This is a genomic window from Pseudomonas sp. C32 (assembly GCF_030417915.1).
In the GTDB taxonomy this organism is placed as follows: Bacteria; Pseudomonadota; Gammaproteobacteria; order Pseudomonadales; family Pseudomonadaceae; genus Aquipseudomonas.
Genome location: NZ_JAUHUK010000002.1, coordinates 73,163 through 89,605 on the forward strand (window position 1 = coordinate 73,163; position 16,443 = coordinate 89,605).

8 protein-coding genes and 1 pseudogene are annotated in these 16,443 nt (G+C 59.0%); 3 read left to right on the plus strand and 6 right to left on the minus strand.

All coding sequences use genetic code 11. The annotated features are described in order from the left end of the window. Positions 1 to 157: 157 nt before the first annotated feature. From QYH43_RS02625 to putP, 3 genes and pseudogenes are all read right to left on the minus strand, one after another. Positions 158 to 547: a hypothetical protein gene (locus QYH43_RS02625; RefSeq protein WP_143498463.1), complete on the minus strand. Its 390-nt coding sequence runs from the start codon at positions 545 to 547 to the stop codon at positions 158 to 160. Positions 548 to 1,613: 1,066 nt separating this feature from the next. Then, positions 1,614 to 3,536, minus strand: a pseudogene (locus tag QYH43_RS02630) (type VI secretion system tip protein VgrG); the annotation flags it as partial. Between the two features lie 288 nt (positions 3,537 to 3,824). Continuing rightward, positions 3,825 to 5,309: a sodium/proline symporter PutP gene (gene putP, locus QYH43_RS02635; protein ID WP_095056429.1), complete on the minus strand. Its 1,485-nt coding sequence runs from the start codon at positions 5,307 to 5,309 to the stop codon at positions 3,825 to 3,827. Between the two features lie 460 nt (positions 5,310 to 5,769). On the opposite strand from putP, the gene putA reads away from it, so the two are divergent. Together putA and QYH43_RS02645 are read left to right on the plus strand one after the other, a co-directional pair. Beyond that, positions 5,770 to 9,720 carry a trifunctional transcriptional regulator/proline dehydrogenase/L-glutamate gamma-semialdehyde dehydrogenase gene (gene putA / locus QYH43_RS02640; protein WP_301156185.1) on the plus strand — a complete coding sequence of 1,317 codons (3,951 nt, stop codon included), beginning with the start codon at positions 5,770 to 5,772 and terminating at the stop codon, positions 9,718 to 9,720. 234 nt (positions 9,721 to 9,954) lie between these two features. Further along, on the plus strand, positions 9,955 to 11,757 hold the full coding sequence (locus QYH43_RS02645) for an acyl-CoA dehydrogenase (protein ID WP_301156187.1): 1,803 nt from the start codon (positions 9,955 to 9,957) through the stop codon (positions 11,755 to 11,757). 139 nt (positions 11,758 to 11,896) lie between these two features. On the opposite strand, the gene QYH43_RS02650 is transcribed toward QYH43_RS02645, so the two are convergent. The 3 genes from QYH43_RS02650 to QYH43_RS02660 all read right to left on the minus strand — a co-directional run bounded on the left by QYH43_RS02650 (position 11,897) and on the right by QYH43_RS02660 (position 14,443). Then, complete coding sequence (locus QYH43_RS02650) at positions 11,897 to 13,834, minus strand: methyl-accepting chemotaxis protein (RefSeq protein ID WP_095056432.1); 1,938 nt, start codon at positions 13,832 to 13,834, stop codon at positions 11,897 to 11,899. Between the two features lie 100 nt (positions 13,835 to 13,934). Beyond that, complete coding sequence (locus QYH43_RS02655; RefSeq protein ID WP_095056433.1) at positions 13,935 to 14,237, minus strand: cell division protein ZapA; 303 nt, start codon at positions 14,235 to 14,237, stop codon at positions 13,935 to 13,937. Beyond that, positions 14,234 to 14,443, minus strand: coding sequence for a hypothetical protein (locus tag QYH43_RS02660; protein WP_095056434.1), 210 nt, complete (start codon positions 14,441 to 14,443; stop codon positions 14,234 to 14,236). Before QYH43_RS02660 ends, QYH43_RS02655 begins: the two co-directional genes overlap by 4 nt. A gap of 275 nt (positions 14,444 to 14,718) precedes the next feature. Between QYH43_RS02660 and QYH43_RS02665 the strand changes: the two genes are divergently transcribed. After that, entirely contained in the window at positions 14,719 to 16,344 is a 1,626-nt protein-coding gene (locus QYH43_RS02665) for a methyl-accepting chemotaxis protein (protein WP_301156190.1), read from the plus strand. Positions 16,345 to 16,443 lie beyond the last annotated feature (99 nt).

Consider the following 16,443-nt stretch of genomic DNA (forward strand, 5'->3'; position numbering starts at 1 on the left):
ATAATTAACGCCCCTATAGAGCTGGTGCTGGACGACTACGCCAGCACAATCAAAACAAAACCCGTCATTAAAAACGTCACTTCATAGACGATCTTCAACCTGCCACCTCATATGTAAATTTCTACTCACAGCCCCACAAAACCATAGAGCGCGACCTTTACTTGACCCACCCCATTAGCTTTCCCACACCCGCCATTGCAAACATTGCCAAACCCACTATCAACCCAAAAAGATAGAAACCTTTAATGCCTACCATCAGACCAGCAGGAAAACTTCTGAAATCATCTGCGTCCAGTTCGCCGTTCTTGAGGTAGCGAGAGGGAAATGCAAACACCATTCCAACACTTATAATCATAAAAAATCTTGAAACCGGATCAGCCCCCATCAATGATCTGCGCAACAAAAAAAATCTACTATTACCCAGGCCATTATCTATATCAACAATTCTGAAGTATGCAAAATACAACAACACCAGCAAAGCAATTAAGACTGCAACCATTGCCAGCCCCAAAACTAAAAAAAACATTAATTCAATATCACTTCGCACTACTTAACCCCTCATACAACACCTCACCCAAAGACTCACCTGAAGTACCCAAGTAATTTCCTCCCACCCCAGAGCCGAGACCTACAAAGACGAGACCGCAAATAACACCTCCAACACCTACCGTTCCGACACCTATAGCAGCACATACCCCCCCACCGATTGCGACGCCTGCCATTCCTCCGGCGGCTCCCCCTGCGAGAGCTCCTCCAAACTTCCCCGCCTCCGTAAACTTCACTTTCCTACAATCCTCTTCCGTCCCAGTCCTGCAAGTCTCCTTCACCCTCAACCCCGAAGCCCCAGCCCCCAATCCAACACCAATCCAACCACCAGCCTTAATGACCTTACTGGCCTTGCTCACCCCCTCTATATGCGTGGCATACCCCGGAACCCCGCCCGCTGTACCGGCCTTGCTCCAGTGGTGGACCAAGTTACGGATGGAAATGCCCAACGCATTTTTGAGTTTCGGGTGATCGGGAATACCCACACCTTTACGCACCAATGGTCCGAGGCTGTTGTCGAGTTGTGCCATCAGCTTTTTACGCGCGGCGTGGAACTCGGCGCCCGAAAGTTTTCCGTGTTGGTTGAAAGTCCGCGTATGCAAAGCTTCCAGTTCCTTCAAGGTGCCATTCAAGTTACTCAGATGCTGCCCAAACATCGCACCACTGATGCCTAGCGCCATTGAACTGTTAGCCAGAAAAGGCTCGATGACACCGTAATGCCGCGCCATAAACTCAGCGTCCGCATCACTCATAGGCTCAAGGGCCGCGTCGACTTTTTGCGCAGCCTCCATCAACAAGGCTTCTTCGCGGGTGCATTGGGTGTTGCGCGGGTCGCTGAGTACGATCAGTTGCCCGGGTTTGGCGTAGCCACTGAGTTGCGGGTTGAGGCTGCGGAATTTGGCCAGTACTGCCGTGCTCGGTTGGGGAAATAGCAACGACTCCAGGGCCTCACGGGACAGTGGCTGCTCCACGATGTGGAAGCCCGGTTCGACACTGGATGCCGCCGAGCTGGCCGATGCCTTGGTGCGGCCGTTTAACGTTTGAGGCGTGGGGCAAAAGCCCTCAGCACAACGCAGGCATTCTTCGCAGAAAGGTGCATCGCTTTTCAGGCTCTGGCTTTGCGCTTGGCTCAGCGGCGCGGGTGCGGGCGCCTCTTTGCCGGACTTGCCGCCCATGGTCGGCATCGGCACGCCACCCACCATGATCGGCACGCTGCTGAAAATCCCCGCAGGACCAATGTTGATCCAGTGCCCACCGGACTGAATCACTGTGTTGACGCCACCGTCGATGACAACCTGCTCAATTGCGCTGACATGGAATTGTTCGCTGACATTGTGGCTTTCATTAGTGCTGCGAACGTGCCGGGCGCCGTGGACATGAAGGCTGTCCACTGAGGCCAGCCCTTCGGCACGGCCGATCACTACATTGCGCTGGCTGCCCACCTGGACGCGCATGTCCGCGAGTACATCCTGACTCCAGTTTCGCTGGGCGCGCAGGTAGATTTCCTCGGCGCCTTTGCGATCCTCGATGCGCAGTTCGTTGTAGCCCCCGCCTCCAGGACTGCTTTGAGTGCGGAAAATGCTGCGGGTCTTGTCCGCTGGAAGGTCCAGGGGCACTTGAGTTGCTGCGTTGGGCACACACGCCATGACCATCGGTTTATCGACATCGCCATCGATGAAACCCACCAACACTTCCATGCCGACACGCGGGATCAGCACGCTGCCATAACGGTCATGCGCCCAGCCCGAGGCGACCCGCAACCAGCAACTGGAATGTTCGTTGAACTGGCCATCCCGGTCCCAGCGCAGCTGAACCTTGACCCGACCGTACTCGTCGCAATGGATTTCGCTGCCCTTTGCGCCAGTGACCACGCCCGACTGATAACCTGAAGCGTGAGGTTTTTCGCTCAACGGCGGGCGAAACAATACGTCCCACGGCGTGGCCAGAAAGGTATTGCGATAACCCTGGAAGGTGTCCCCGTTGTCGCTGGGGGCCGACTCTTCCAGTACCTGAGGCTGGCAGCCACGGTGCTCGATCTGCGTGATCAGCCACAGATCATTCCATGCCTGATTCGGATGCTCGGCGAGCTGCAGGAAATGTCCGCTGACCAAGGAGGAAACGTCGCCACTGCCCGTGCCCAAACGAAAGTCTGCGTTGTGACGCTCCAGCGCTCGCTGAACCAGGTGCTTTGCGCGTTCGCGATCCGTGAATTGACCGGGAAACCGGTAGTCCTCCAGCAGCGGTAATTGTTGGCTGTCGAGATGACTGTCGAGTTGCAGGTTCGGCTTGTGGAAGTCGTAGTCCCGGCGAGCCACTGCTGTGGTGCGGGTTTCCAGGCGGACATTGAAGGTTTTGATCGCCGCGGTTTCGGCTGCCATACCGCTGCCCGGCAGATACAGCACTGGCTTGGGCAGCCGAGGAAAAACCGTCTGGTCATCGCCAAACATCAGCAGATGCCCGTCGGGGCTGTGCTGAAAGTGATAGTGAATGCCGGTTTCGGCGCACAGGCGCTGGATGAAGGCCAGGTCGCTTTCAGCGTATTGCACGCAATACTCGCGTTCGGGGTATTGGCCGCTGAGCAGGAATTTGAAATCAGCGTGCTCAAAGACTCCGTGGTCTTTCAGCACCAGGGCGATGATCTGCGGCACCGGTTTGTGCTGGAAAACTCGCTGATTGATGCGCATGCCCAGGTAGGTCAAACGCGGCACCAGGCTGATCTGATAGCGCGTCAGACGCTTGCCGGAATCCCCTTGCCCGACGCGAAAAATCTGACCGTGAACACCGGAACCTTGTGCATCGAAACTCAGAAATGCCTGACGATGCAGCAGGCTTTCGAGCGCAATGTCCGAACGCTCACTGACCAGTTCCAGGTCGAATCGATAGGGTTCACTGATGGTTTCCGTGCCCGTAAATTCAAGCACCTCGAAGTCCGGGCTCTGATCGCCTTGGAGGGTCAGTGTGAATCGCGATTGGTTAGCAGGGGCGAACATCCGATGTGGTCTCTGCAGAACGAAGGCGAGCGATTCTGCATGAGCGACTACGGCGTCCGAACGGGGTGCGGAAAAATCAGAATTAGCCTACTTCCCTCGAAGCATTTCCCTTCAGAAAACGGTTTATCCAACTACAGACAAGCAAAGAAAACACCGAACCCCTTGTAGGAGCGAGCTTGCTCGCGCCTACAGAGGTTCGAATATTTTGCGAAGGCCAAAAAAAACGACCCGCATCCTGTAGGAAGCGGGCCGTTTTGCGCGAAAGTTCAGAGCGTCAGCTCATCCCCATCACTTGTTCAGGCGGTAATCTTTTTCGGCAGCATCGAAACGCTGAAGCATGCCGGCAGTCGGCGTGCCCAGTTTGCTGACGATGTAGATCGCCAGGCTGGCGAAGATGAAACCAGGGATGATTTCGTACAGGCCCAGCAGTTCGAAGTGTTTCCACACGATCACGGTGATCGCGCCGACCAGGATACCGGCCAGTGCGCCGTTACGGGTCATGTCTTTCCAGATCACGGAGATCAGCACGACCGGACCGAACGCAGCACCGAAACCAGCCCACGCGTAGCTCACCAGACCCAGTACACGGTTTTCCGGGTTGGCCGCCAGAGCGATCGCAACCAGAGCAACCAACAGCACCATGGCGCGGCCAACCCAGACCAGTTCAACCTGGGAAGCGGTTTTACGCAGGAAGGTTTTGTAGAAGTCTTCGGTCAGGGCGCTCGAGCACACCAGCAACTGGCAGCTCAGGGTACTCATTACGGCAGCCAGAATGGCCGACAACAGAACACCGGCAATCCATGGGTTGAACAGGATTTTCGCCAGCTCGATGAACACACGCTCGTGGTTTTCGGTCACAGGACCGGCCAGCTCAGGGTGCGCCGAGAAGTAAGCGATACCGAAGAAGCCTACCGCCACGGTGCCGCCCAGGCACAGGATCATCCAGGCCATGGAAATGCGACGAGCCTTGGCGATCGACTTGACCGAATCGGCAGCCATGAAGCGCGCCAGGATGTGCGGCTGACCGAAGTAGCCCAGACCCCAGCCCATCAGCGAAATGATGCCGATGAAGGTGGTGTTTTTCAGCATGTCGAAGTTGCTTGGATCTTGCGCTTCGATGGCCAGGAACGTGGTGTCGACGCCGCCGGTCGCCAGCAGCACGATGATCGGCGTGAGCAACAGGGCGAAGATCATCAGTGTGGCTTGTACGGTGTCAGTCCAGCTCACTGCCAGGAAACCGCCTACGAAGGTGTAGGCAATTGTCGCCGCAGCACCGGCCCACAGCGCGGTCTCGTAGGACATGCCGAAGGTGCTTTCAAACAGACGGGCGCCAGCCACGATGCCCGAAGCGCAGTAGATGGTGAAGAACACCAGGATCACGACGGCGGAGATGATCCGCAGCAGGCCGCTTTTGTCTTCGAAACGGCTGGAGAAGTAGTCCGGCAGGGTCAGCGCATCGCCATTGTGCTCGGTCTGCACACGCAGACGGCCAGCGACGAACAGCCAGTTCAGGTACGCACCGATGATCAGGCCGATGGCGATCCAGCTTTCAGACAGACCGGACATGTAGATGGCGCCCGGCAGGCCCATCAACAACCAGCCGCTCATGTCGGAAGCGCCGGCGGACAGTGCAGTCACGACGCTGCCCAGGCTACGGCCGCCCAGAATGTAATCGGAAAGGTTGTTGGTGGAGCGATAGGCCATGAAGCCGATCAGCACCATTGCTGCGATGTAGATCACAAACGTGATCAGGGTGGGGTTGCTTACGCTCATTGAGTTACGCCCTGGCTTTGTTTTTATGTAGCGGCGGCGGGTGAACCGCTCGCAAACGGTGACGTTTGACAGACGATTCGGGATGCCGCGCATTTATGACCGATGTTTCCCCAGGAAAGCCATCGGCCGGCGCACCCGATTTCGCTCGGGTTGCACCTTGGGCGCGAATGCTATTCAACAAAGCAAATAAGGTGCAACCAGTTTCTCTTGAATAAGTTGCACCCAGTCGGAAATAAATTCCAAACCCTTGTTTTTGCTCCTTTTCGGAGCAAGAACCGCCGCTGACTAACCTAAAAAGCACCAAGCAGAGGCGGCACTGACGTACCAGAATTTATTTCCTGACGAGCTGCTTATTATTCCGACAAAAAAAGGGTTGCACCCGGTTGCACCTCACCAGTTGCACGGCTAATCTTGCCGCCAGCTGATGCCACGCAGTCGTGGCAAACATGAGGATAAAAACATGGCTACCACCACCCTTGGGGTCAAACTTGACGACCCGACCCGCGAACGCCTCAAGGCCGCCGCGACCTCGATTGATCGCACGCCTCACTGGCTGATCAAGCAGGCAATCTTTAATTACCTGGAAAAACTCGAGGGTGGTGCAACCCTGTCCGAGCTGAACGGTTTGACCAAGGATTCCGACGACTCCGTCGACGCGCCTCTGGATCATGCCCACCAGTGCTTCCTCGAATTCGCTGAAAGCATCCTGCCGCAATCGGTCCTGCGCGCATCGATCACCGCCGCCTACCGTCGCCCTGAGCCGGAAGTGGTACCGATGCTGATCGAGCAGGCGCGTCTGCCGGCTCCGATGGCCGAAGCCACCAACAAACTCGCCGCGTCCATCGCGGAAAAACTGCGCAACCAGAAGAGCGCTGGCGGCCGTGCTGGCATCGTTCAGGGCCTGCTGCAGGAATTCTCTCTGTCTTCCCAGGAAGGCGTGGCGCTGATGTGCCTGGCCGAAGCGCTGCTGCGCATCCCGGACAAAGGCACTCGCGATGCACTGATCCGCGACAAGATCAGCACCGGCAACTGGCATCCGCACCTGGGCAACAGCCCGTCGCTGTTCGTCAACGCCGCGACCTGGGGCCTGCTGCTGACCGGCAAGCTGGTGTCCACGCACAACGAAGCGGGCTTGACCTCGTCCCTGAGCCGCATCATCGGCAAGAGCGGCGAGCCGATGATCCGCAAGGGCGTCGACATGGCCATGCGCCTGATGGGCGAGCAGTTCGTGACCGGCGAAACCATCGCCGAGGCCCTGGCTAACGCCAGCAAGTTCGAAGCCAAGGGTTTCCGCTATTCCTACGACATGCTGGGTGAAGCCGCACTCACCGAGCACGACGCCCAGAAGTACCTGGCCTCGTACGAACAAGCCATCCACTCGATCGGCAAAGCGTCCCATGGCCGTGGGATTTATGAAGGCCCGGGCATCTCCATCAAACTGTCCGCCCTGCACCCGCGTTACAGCCGCGCCCAGTACGAGCGCGTGATGGACGAGCTGTACCCGCGCCTATTGTCGCTGACCCTGCTGGCCAAGCAATACGACATCGGCCTGAACATCGACGCCGAAGAAGCCGACCGCCTCGAGCTGTCGCTGGATCTGCTCGAGCGCCTGTGCTTCGAGCCGCAACTGACTGGCTGGAACGGCATCGGTTTCGTGATCCAGGCTTACCAGAAGCGTTGCCCGTACGTGATCGACTACGTGATCGACCTGGCTCGTCGCAGCCGTCATCGCCTGATGATCCGCCTGGTAAAAGGCGCGTACTGGGACAGCGAGATCAAGCGCGCCCAGGTCGAAGGCCTGGAAGGCTACCCGGTCTACACCCGCAAGGTGTACACCGACGTTTCCTACATCGCTTGCGCACGCAAACTGCTGTCGGTACCGGAAGTCATCTACCCGCAGTTCGCCACCCACAACGCCCACACGCTGTCGGCCATTTATCACATCGCCGGTCAGAACTATTACCCGGGTCAGTACGAGTTCCAGTGCCTGCACGGCATGGGTGAACCGCTGTACGAACAAGTTGTAGGCAAAGTTTCCGAAGGCAAGCTGAACCGTCCGTGCCGCGTGTACGCTCCGGTCGGCACCCACGAAACCCTGCTGGCTTACCTGGTACGTCGTCTGCTGGAAAACGGCGCGAACACCTCGTTCGTCAACCGTATCGCCGACCAGTCGATTTCCATCCAGGAACTGGTGGCCGATCCGGTAGCCAGCATCGAGCAGATGGCGACCGTGGAAGGTGGCTTCGGTCTGCCGCACCCACGCATTCCGCTGCCGCGTGACCTGTACGGTTCGGAACGCGCCAACTCCAGCGGCATCGACATGGCCAACGAACATCGTTTGGCTTCGCTGTCCTGCGCCCTGCTCGCCACCGCGCATAACCACTGGAAAGCCGCGCCGATGCTCGGTTGCGCCTCCAGCAGCGAAGCGCCGGCACCGGTTCTGAACCCGTCGGATATGCGTGACGTGGTCGGCCACGTGCAGGAAGCGACCGTCGAAGACGTCGACAATGCGATCCAGTGCGCCCTGAACGCTGCACCGATCTGGCAGGCCACCCCGCCCGCCGAGCGCGCCGCGATCCTGGAACGTGCCGCTGACTTGATGGAAGCCGAGATCCAGCCGCTGATGGGCCTGCTGGCTCGTGAAGCTGGCAAGACCTTCGCCAACGCCATCGCCGAAGTGCGTGAAGCCGTGGACTTCCTGCGTTATTACGCGGTGCAGGCACGCAACGATTTCACCAACGACGCTCACCGTCCGCTGGGTCCAGTCGTGTGCATCAGCCCGTGGAACTTCCCGCTGGCAATCTTCAGTGGTCAAGTCGCCGCTGCATTGGCTGCCGGTAACCCGGTATTGGCCAAGCCTGCGGAACAGACCCCGCTGGTCGCCGCTCAGGCCGTGCGCCTGCTGCTCGAAGCCGGCATCCCGGAAGGCGTGCTGCAACTGCTGCCGGGCCGTGGCGAAACCGTCGGTGCCGGTCTGGTCGGCGATGATCGCGTCAAAGGCGTGATGTTCACCGGTTCCACCGAAGTCGCTCGCCTGCTGCAACGCAACATTGCCGGTCGTTTGGACAGCCAGGGTCGTCCGATCCCGCTGATCGCCGAAACCGGTGGCCAGAACGCAATGATCGTCGACTCCTCGGCACTGACCGAGCAAGTGGTGATCGACGTGGTTTCGTCGGCCTTCGACAGCGCCGGCCAGCGTTGCTCGGCCCTGCGCGTGCTGTGCTTGCAGGAAGATTCCGCTGACCGTGTCATCGAAATGCTTAAAGGTGCCATGGCTGAAAGCCGCCTCGGCAACCCTGAGCGTCTGTCCGTGGACATTGGCCCGGTGATCGACGCCGAAGCCAAGGCCGGCATCGAGAAGCACATCCAGGCCATGCGCGACAAAGGTCGCAGCGTGTACCAGGTGGCCATCGCCGACGCCGAAGAGGTCAAACGCGGCACCTTCGTCATGCCGACGTTGATCGAACTGGAAAGCTTCGATGAACTGCAGCGCGAAATCTTCGGCCCGGTGCTGCACGTGGTTCGCTACAAGCGTAAAGACATCGACCAGCTGATCGCTCAGATCAACGCTTCCGGCTACGGCCTGACGCTGGGCGTGCACACCCGCATCGACGAAACCATCGCCAAGGTGATCGACAACGTCAACGCCGGTAACGTCTACGTCAACCGCAACATCGTGGGTGCCGTGGTCGGCGTTCAACCGTTCGGCGGCGAAGGCCTGTCGGGTACTGGCCCGAAAGCCGGTGGCCCGCTGTACCTGTACCGCCTGCTGTCGACGCGTCCTACCGATGCGATCGAACAATCCTTCGCTCGCGGTGATGCCGAGGTTGCACCGGATGTACGTCTGCGCGAGGCGATGAGCAAGCCGCTGATTGCCCTGAAAGCCTGGGCCGACAGCAACAAGTTCGCCGACCTGAGCACCCTGTGCGTACAGTTCGCCGCGCAATCGCAAAGCGGTATCACCCGCGTACTGGCCGGCCCGACCGGCGAGCGCAACAGCTATGCAATCCTGCCGCGTGAACACGTGCTGTGCCTGGCGGAAGTCGAAGGCGACCTGCTGACTCAACTGGCAGCCGTATTGGCTGTTGGCGGTTCGGCAGTCTGGCCGGAAGCTGACATGACCAAAGCCTTGTTCGCACGCTTGCCGAAGGACATTCAGGCGCGCATCAAGCTGGTTTCCGACTGGAACAAGGACGAAGTGGTGTTTGATGCGGTTCTGCATCACGGCCATTCCGACCAGTTGCGTGCGGTCTGCCAGCAGGTCGCCAAACGTGCCGGCGCTATCGTTGGGGTTCAGGGCCTGTCGCAAGGCGAATCCAACATTGCGCTGGAGCGCCTGGTGATTGAGCGTGCGTTGAGCGTCAATACCGCTGCGGCGGGTGGTAATGCCAGCTTGATGACCATCGGCTAAATAGCGATGCAGTCACTGTAAAAATGGGCGCCCTCATCGGCGCCCATTTTTTTGCCTTGTAGGAGCCGGCTTGCTGGCGATCAATACACTACGGTACGTCTGATGCACCGCCATCGCCAGCAAGCCGACTCCTACAGGTCGGTGTTTTGCCCCTTTATCACCGACATCAATCATCCTGTTCAGCCTCTATCCCCCATCTTAGACTCGGCCCATTCCAATAAAAGGTAGGCCGCCATGTCCGAGACGTTGCTCAGTTCCCGCAATCTGGCTTTCGAGCTGTATGAAGTCCTTGATGCCGAGGGCCTGACCCAGCGTGAGCGTTTCGCCGAGCACAATCGCGAAACCTTCGATGCCGCCATTGGCACCGCCCGCAGCATCGCCGAGAAGTTCTTTGCCCCGCACAACCGCAAGGGCGACGAGAACGAGCCGCGCTATGAGAACGGTCAGGCGATTCTGATTCCCGAAGTGAAACCGGCAGTGGATGCCTTCCTCGAAGCGGGTTTCCTCAACGCTGCGCGCAGTTTCGACGCTGGCGGCATGCAACTTCCTACTTTGTTGTCCCAAGCCTGCTTTTCGCACTTCCAGTCCGCCAACGCCGCTTCGACGTCTTATCCGTTCCTGACCATGGGCGCGGCCAACCTGATCGAAAGCTTCGGCACTGACGAACAGAAGCAGCGCTTCCTGCAACCCATGATCGATGGCCGCTTTTTCGGCACCATGGCCTTGACCGAACCGCACGCCGGCTCGTCGCTGTCGGATATTCGTACCCGCGCCGAGCCTGCGTCTGACGGCACCTATCGCCTCAAGGGCAACAAGATCTTCATTTCCGGCGGCGATCACCCGCTGTCGGAAAACATTGTGCACATGGTCCTGGCCAAACTGCCGGACGCACCGGCCGGGGTGAAGGGTATTTCACTGTTCATCGTGCCGAAATTCCTGGTCAACGATGACGGCAGCCTCGGCAAGCGTAATGACGTGTTGCTCGCCGGTCTGTTCCACAAGATGGGCTGGCGCGGCACCACGTCCACCGCGCTGAACTTCGGCGATAACGGTGAGTGTGTCGGCTATCTGGTGGGCAAACCGCACCAGGGCTTGAGCTACATGTTCCAGATGATGAACGAGGCGCGGATCGGCGTCGGCATGGGTGCGGTGATGCTCGGCTACGCCGGTTACCTGTATTCGCTGGAGTACGCCCGCGAGCGTCCACAGGGCCGTGTGCCGGACAGTAAGGACCCGAACACCGCGCCGGTGGCGATCATCAACCACGCCGACGTCAAGCGCATGCTGCTGACACAAAAGGCCTATGTCGAAGGTTCGTTTGACTTGGGTCTTTATGCGGCGCGGCTGTTCGATGACACCACGACGCTTGCGACCGAAGCCGAACGCAAACAGGCCCATGAGCTGCTGGACCTGCTGACGCCAATCGTCAAATCCTGGCCATCGGAGTTTTGCCTGAAGGCCAACGAACTGGCGATCCAGATTCTTGGCGGCCACGGCTATACCCGCGAATACCCGGTGGAGCAGTACTACCGCGACAACCGCCTGAACCCGATCCACGAAGGCACCCACGGCATCCAGTCGCTGGACTTGCTGGGGCGCAAACTGGCGCAGAACGGTGGTGCAGGCCTGAAACAACTGATCCGCCTGATCGCCAACACGGGCGAGCGAGCGCAGGCGTTTGATTCATTGACGCCGCTGCGCGAACCACTGGAAAAACTGGTGGCGCGCCTGCAAACCGTGACCATCGGCCTGCTGGTTGATCTGGGCCAGGGCAAGGTTAATAGCAGCCTGGCGAACTCGGCGCTGTACCTGAAGGTGTTCGGCCACACGGTGATTGGCTGGCGCTGGCTGGAACAGGCGATCCGCGCCGAGGAAGGCTTGGCCAAGGGGAATGCGGCGGATGTGAGCTTTTACAAAGGCAAGCTGCAGGCGGCGCGGTACTTCCTGACGTGGGAAGTGCCGGGTTGCCATCATGAGCTGGCATTGCTCGAATCTCGGGATGATGTGTGCCTGACGATGCAGGATGAGTGGTTCTGATCCGCGCCTTGTGCCGCCTTTGAGATCCAATCGCCGGCAAGCCGGCTCCTACAGGGATCCGGTCGTTCACGAATAATGTGTTCGACACAAAACCTGTAGGAGCGAGCTTGCTCGCGATGGCGTCAGAACAAACAACACATCACTTCAGCTTGAACCCACCCATCTGACGCGCCAGATCATCGGCCAAGCGCTGCAACGTCTGGCAGTCCTCGCGGCAAGCCCGCACCTCCCCTGCCGTCGCCCGGGCCAGATCGGAAATCCCCTGCACGTTGCGGTTGATCTCTTCGGTCACGGCCGATTGCTCTTCCGTCGCCGTCGCCACCTGATGGTTCATGTCGCTGATGCGCTCCACCTGCTCGGTAATCTCGGTCAACGACGCCCCGGTACGCTGGCTCGACTCAACACCCGTGCCCGTCGCCGCTTGCCCCGAATGCATCGATGACACCGCATTCTCTGCGCCCTGCTTGAGGCTGCCGATCATTTGCTGAATCTCGTCGGTGGACGACTGGGTGCGTCGTGCCAGGGTCCGCACCTCATCGGCAACGACCGCAAACCCGCGGCCCATGTCACCGGCCCGCGCGGCTTCGATGGCAGCATTGAGCGCCAGCAGGTTGGTTTGCTCGGAGATGCCGCGAATCACAGCCAGCACCTGATCGATTGACGCCACCTGATGGGCCAGTGCACCAACGGCATGGGCGGCGACGCCGATTTCATCGGACATGCTTTCGATGTGGCGGATCGAGCCACCGACCACTTCCCGCGCTTGCATCGCCTCATCCCGCGCCGTTTGCGACGCGACCGCCGCATTGCCGGCGTTCTGCGCGATTTCCTGAACCGTCAGGCCCATTTCGTGAACCGCCGTGGCGACCATGTCAGTCATTTCCTGCTGGCGTCCGGAGCGCTCAGCAGTGTTATCCACAACCTTGGCCACTTGGCTCACCGCCGTGCGCAGGCGTTCGCTGGTGGTCAGCACTTCGCCGATCATGTCGCGCTGACTGTCGAGGAAGCGATTGAACCCGCGCGCCAGATCACCCAGCTCATCGGCGCGGCTGGAATCTAACCGGTGGGTCAAATCTCCACCACCGCTACCGATGGCGACCAGTGCCGCTGTTACCTGACGAATCGGTTTTACCAATCCACGGGCCAGCAACACCACCAGCAACAGGCACACAATCGCCACCGCCAGGCCAATGCCGCTGCTCATCCACATGGCGCGACGGGCTTCAGCATAGATCTGCGACTGCGGCACTTCGGCCACCAAGGTCCAGCCGAGATCGCGCAATGGCAGGCTTAACGCGAGGAAATCTTCACCGTCACGCTGGAAGCTATTACTGGTGGCGGATTTTTGACCCATGACTTGACGGGCCGCTGCATCGCCAACTTGCTCTGTCAGGGTACGTTTGCCGCTGAATTGCGCTTCGGGATGAACCTGGATCAAACCGTCGGAACGCACGAGATAGACCTTGCCGCGCTCACCGAAGCTGAAGTTGTGAATCAACTCCGACAGCTCTTTCATGCTCAAGCCGAGACCGGCAACGCCCACCGTTTTGCCGCCCTGCTCGACTTTGAAGTCGATGAAAAGCGCCAATTCTCCGGTGGCGGTGTCATTGTCGATATTGAGGGTGCGCGACTGGTTGCTGTCCACGAATTCATAGAACCAGGCGTCTTTCGGGTTGGATCGACTGAGGGTGCGATCCAGGCCTTTTTCGGTGAAGTAATGGTTGGAGGCGGTACCGACAATGATCGCGGTAAAGGCTTTGTGCTCGGCGCGCACACCTTCGAGATAAGTGGTGAAGGTGCCGACCTGGGCGCTGTCTTCACCCGCGACCAGCCAGTCGCGCACCATGCTGTTGCTGGCGATGTCCTTGGCGGCGGTGAGGGGTTGGACGAGGATGCGTTCGATGTCGTTGCGCATCGCTTCGATGCTCGACGGCAACGCTTGCTCGACCAGATAGCTCTGGGCGAGGCGGTTGACCACGAGGGTATAAATGCCAACCACGATCAAAATACTGACCAGCAGGGCGCTGCCCATGCTCAGGATCAACTGCCATTGGATACTGCGTCGCCAGAACTGCATGGAGCACCCCCAAAGAATAAGAGGCTGAATCACTGCAACAGCCGTGCCGATTGTATACATCCAAGTCGACAATTTATTCTTTGGTTGTGCGCAAAGCCGATCAGGCTTGATTGATCGTCTTGGAGATCACTTCAACCGTGGCGCTGACTTGCTCTTGGTAACGGTCGAGTTCGAGTTGGTGCTGCTTGCGCATTTCGATCTGCTGGGAGCACAGATTCATCGCGGCCAGCACGAGCAGTCGGTCACCGATCAGTGTCGGGTACTTTCTTTTGGTGTCGTCCAGGGCAGCTTTCAACATCATCGCAGCGTCCAGCAGGGTCTGTTCTTCCCCGGCGGGTGCCTTGATCGAATAGTCCTCCCCCAGTATCGAGACGACTTTTACCCCTGCGGCGTTGTAATTCATGCGCTGACAGGGCCTGCACTGACGCGTTCAACCAGGGCCTGGATGCGAGCGGCGGTGGCGCCTTGCTTCTCTTCCTGCTCCATCAGGTTCAGTTGCAGGCTTTCGTTTTCGTCCTTGGCCTGGGCCAGTTCGGCGCTCAGGGTCTGGTTCTGCTGCACGAGGTCGCTGACCAGTTGTTCCAGTTGACTCAGGGATGCTTCCAACATTTTGATTTTCCGGGCATTTTCAAAGGGCGCGTACGATAAAGAAAAGTCACCGTGGATGCCAGGGTTATACCGGCGCAAAGCCTTGATTTTCCTGACGGGCAACCGTCCTCGCGAGTTTTAAAGACTGTGAATGACCGATCTGGTTCCTGCACTTCGTCACTAAAAGGTGCAACCGCCTCAAACACACGGGGCTCAAGAGTTCAGCCCCGCGACCGATAAGGCATTTATACGTCAGTCTCGGCACCGCCCAGGCGCGCTCTTTTCGGTAAACCGCCATGTCCCTTCGTAATATGAATATTGCCCCGCGGGCGTTCCTCAGCTTTGCCCTGATCGGCGGATTGATGATGATCCTGGGCGTGTTTGCCTTGAATCAGATGAGCAAGATCCGCGGCGCCGCCGAGAACATCACGTCCAACAGCGTCCCGAGCATCAAGAGTCTCGACGAGTTCACCCAACTCACTTTGCGCCTGCGCGTTCTGTCCTACCGCTTGCTGGTGAACCGCGAGCCCGACGTACAGCAGAAAACCATGGAACTGCTGGACCTGCGCAATCAGCAGATTCGCGCTGCCCAGGCCACTTACGAAAAACTGATCACCAGCCCGCAGGAGCGTTCGACCTACGATCAATACGTGCAATTGCTGGGGCAGTACCGCCAGATCGAAGACCGGATGAAAACCCTGTCGCGCAACGATCAGGTCGATGAACTGCGCAACCTGCTCAACACCGATCTGCTCAGCAACTCCGAAGCGATCAATACCGTGCTGAGCCGATTGCTGGAGATCAACACCCAACAAACCCTCGACACCAACCAGCGGGCCGCCGAGCAGTACGATTCGGCGTTTAATCTGGTCATCGTCCTGCTGGTGATCGCCACTGCGCTGACCCTGCTGTTCGCCTGGCTGCTGACCAACAGCATCACCCAGCCGATTGCCAACGCCCTGAACGCCGCCGAACAGATTGCCGAAGGCAACCTGACACACCCGATCACCGTTGACGGCAACGACGAGGCCGGGCGCTTGCTGTTGGCGATGTCGAAGATGCAGGACAAGCTGCGCGACACCTTGCAGCGAATCTCCGGTTCGGCCACTCAACTGGCTTCGGCAGCCGAAGAACTCAACAGCGTCACGGACGAAAGCGCCCGTGGCCTGACCCAGCAGAACAATGAAATCGAACAGGCCGCTACCGCCGTCAACGAAATGACCAGCGCCGTGGAAGAGGTCGCGCGCAACGCGGTCAGCACTTCCGAAGCGTCGAAGAACGCCACCACGTCCGCCGGTGACGGTCGCGATCTGGTGCAGGAAACCGTCAGCGCCATCGAACGCATGAGCGCGGATGTTCAGAGCACCGCAACGCTGATCGGCGATCTGGCCAACGAATCCCGTGATATCGGCAAGGTGCTGGACGTGATTCGCGGCCTCGCCGACCAGACCAATCTACTGGCCCTCAATGCGGCCATCGAAGCGGCTCGTGCTGGTGAGGCCGGTCGTGGCTTTGCGGTGGTGGCCGATGAAGTGCGGGCCCTGGCGCATCGCACCCAGCAATCGACCAGCGAAATCGAACGCATGATCGGCAGCATCCAGAGCGGCACCGGGCAGGCGGTGGATTCAATGCGCAACAGCACCGAACGCGCCGAGTCGACCCTGAACATTGCCCGCGGCGCCGGAATGTCGCTGGACACCATCAACAGCACCATCGTCGAAATCAACGAACGCAACCTGGTGATCGCCAGCGCCGCGGAAGAGCAGGCGCAAGTGGCCCGAGAAGTGGACCGCAACCTGGTGAACATTCGTGATCTGTCGGTGCAATCGGCCACGGGTGCCAACCAGACCAGTGCGGCCAGCAATGAACTGTCGCGCCTGGCGGTAGACCTGAACACCATGGTTGGGCGATTTAGTCTCTAACAAGCACCGCCCCCCTGTGGCGAGGGGGCTTGCGTGCGGAATCGCCTGCAAAAAGCTTTTTGACAGCACCGCAATTCAACAGGTTAGAATCGCTGGCAC

Bases quoted from the DNA above. Each gene is read 5' to 3' on its own strand.
- QYH43_RS02655 (WP_095056433.1), bottom strand. From the start codon at position 14,237: ATGAATTACAACGCCGCAGGGGTAAAAGTCGTCTCGATACTGGGGGAG.
- putA (WP_301156185.1), top strand. From the start codon at position 5,770: ATGGCTACCACCACCCTTGGGGTCAAACTTGACGACCCGACCCGCGAA.
- QYH43_RS02650 (WP_095056432.1), bottom strand. From the start codon at position 13,834: ATGCAGTTCTGGCGACGCAGTATCCAATGGCAGTTGATCCTGAGCATG.
- QYH43_RS02645 (WP_301156187.1), top strand. From the start codon at position 9,955: ATGTCCGAGACGTTGCTCAGTTCCCGCAATCTGGCTTTCGAGCTGTAT.
- QYH43_RS02660 (WP_095056434.1), bottom strand. From the start codon at position 14,443: ATGTTGGAAGCATCCCTGAGTCAACTGGAACAACTGGTCAGCGACCTC.
- putP (WP_095056429.1), bottom strand. From the start codon at position 5,309: ATGAGCGTAAGCAACCCCACCCTGATCACGTTTGTGATCTACATCGCA.
- QYH43_RS02665 (WP_301156190.1), top strand. From the start codon at position 14,719: ATGTCCCTTCGTAATATGAATATTGCCCCGCGGGCGTTCCTCAGCTTT.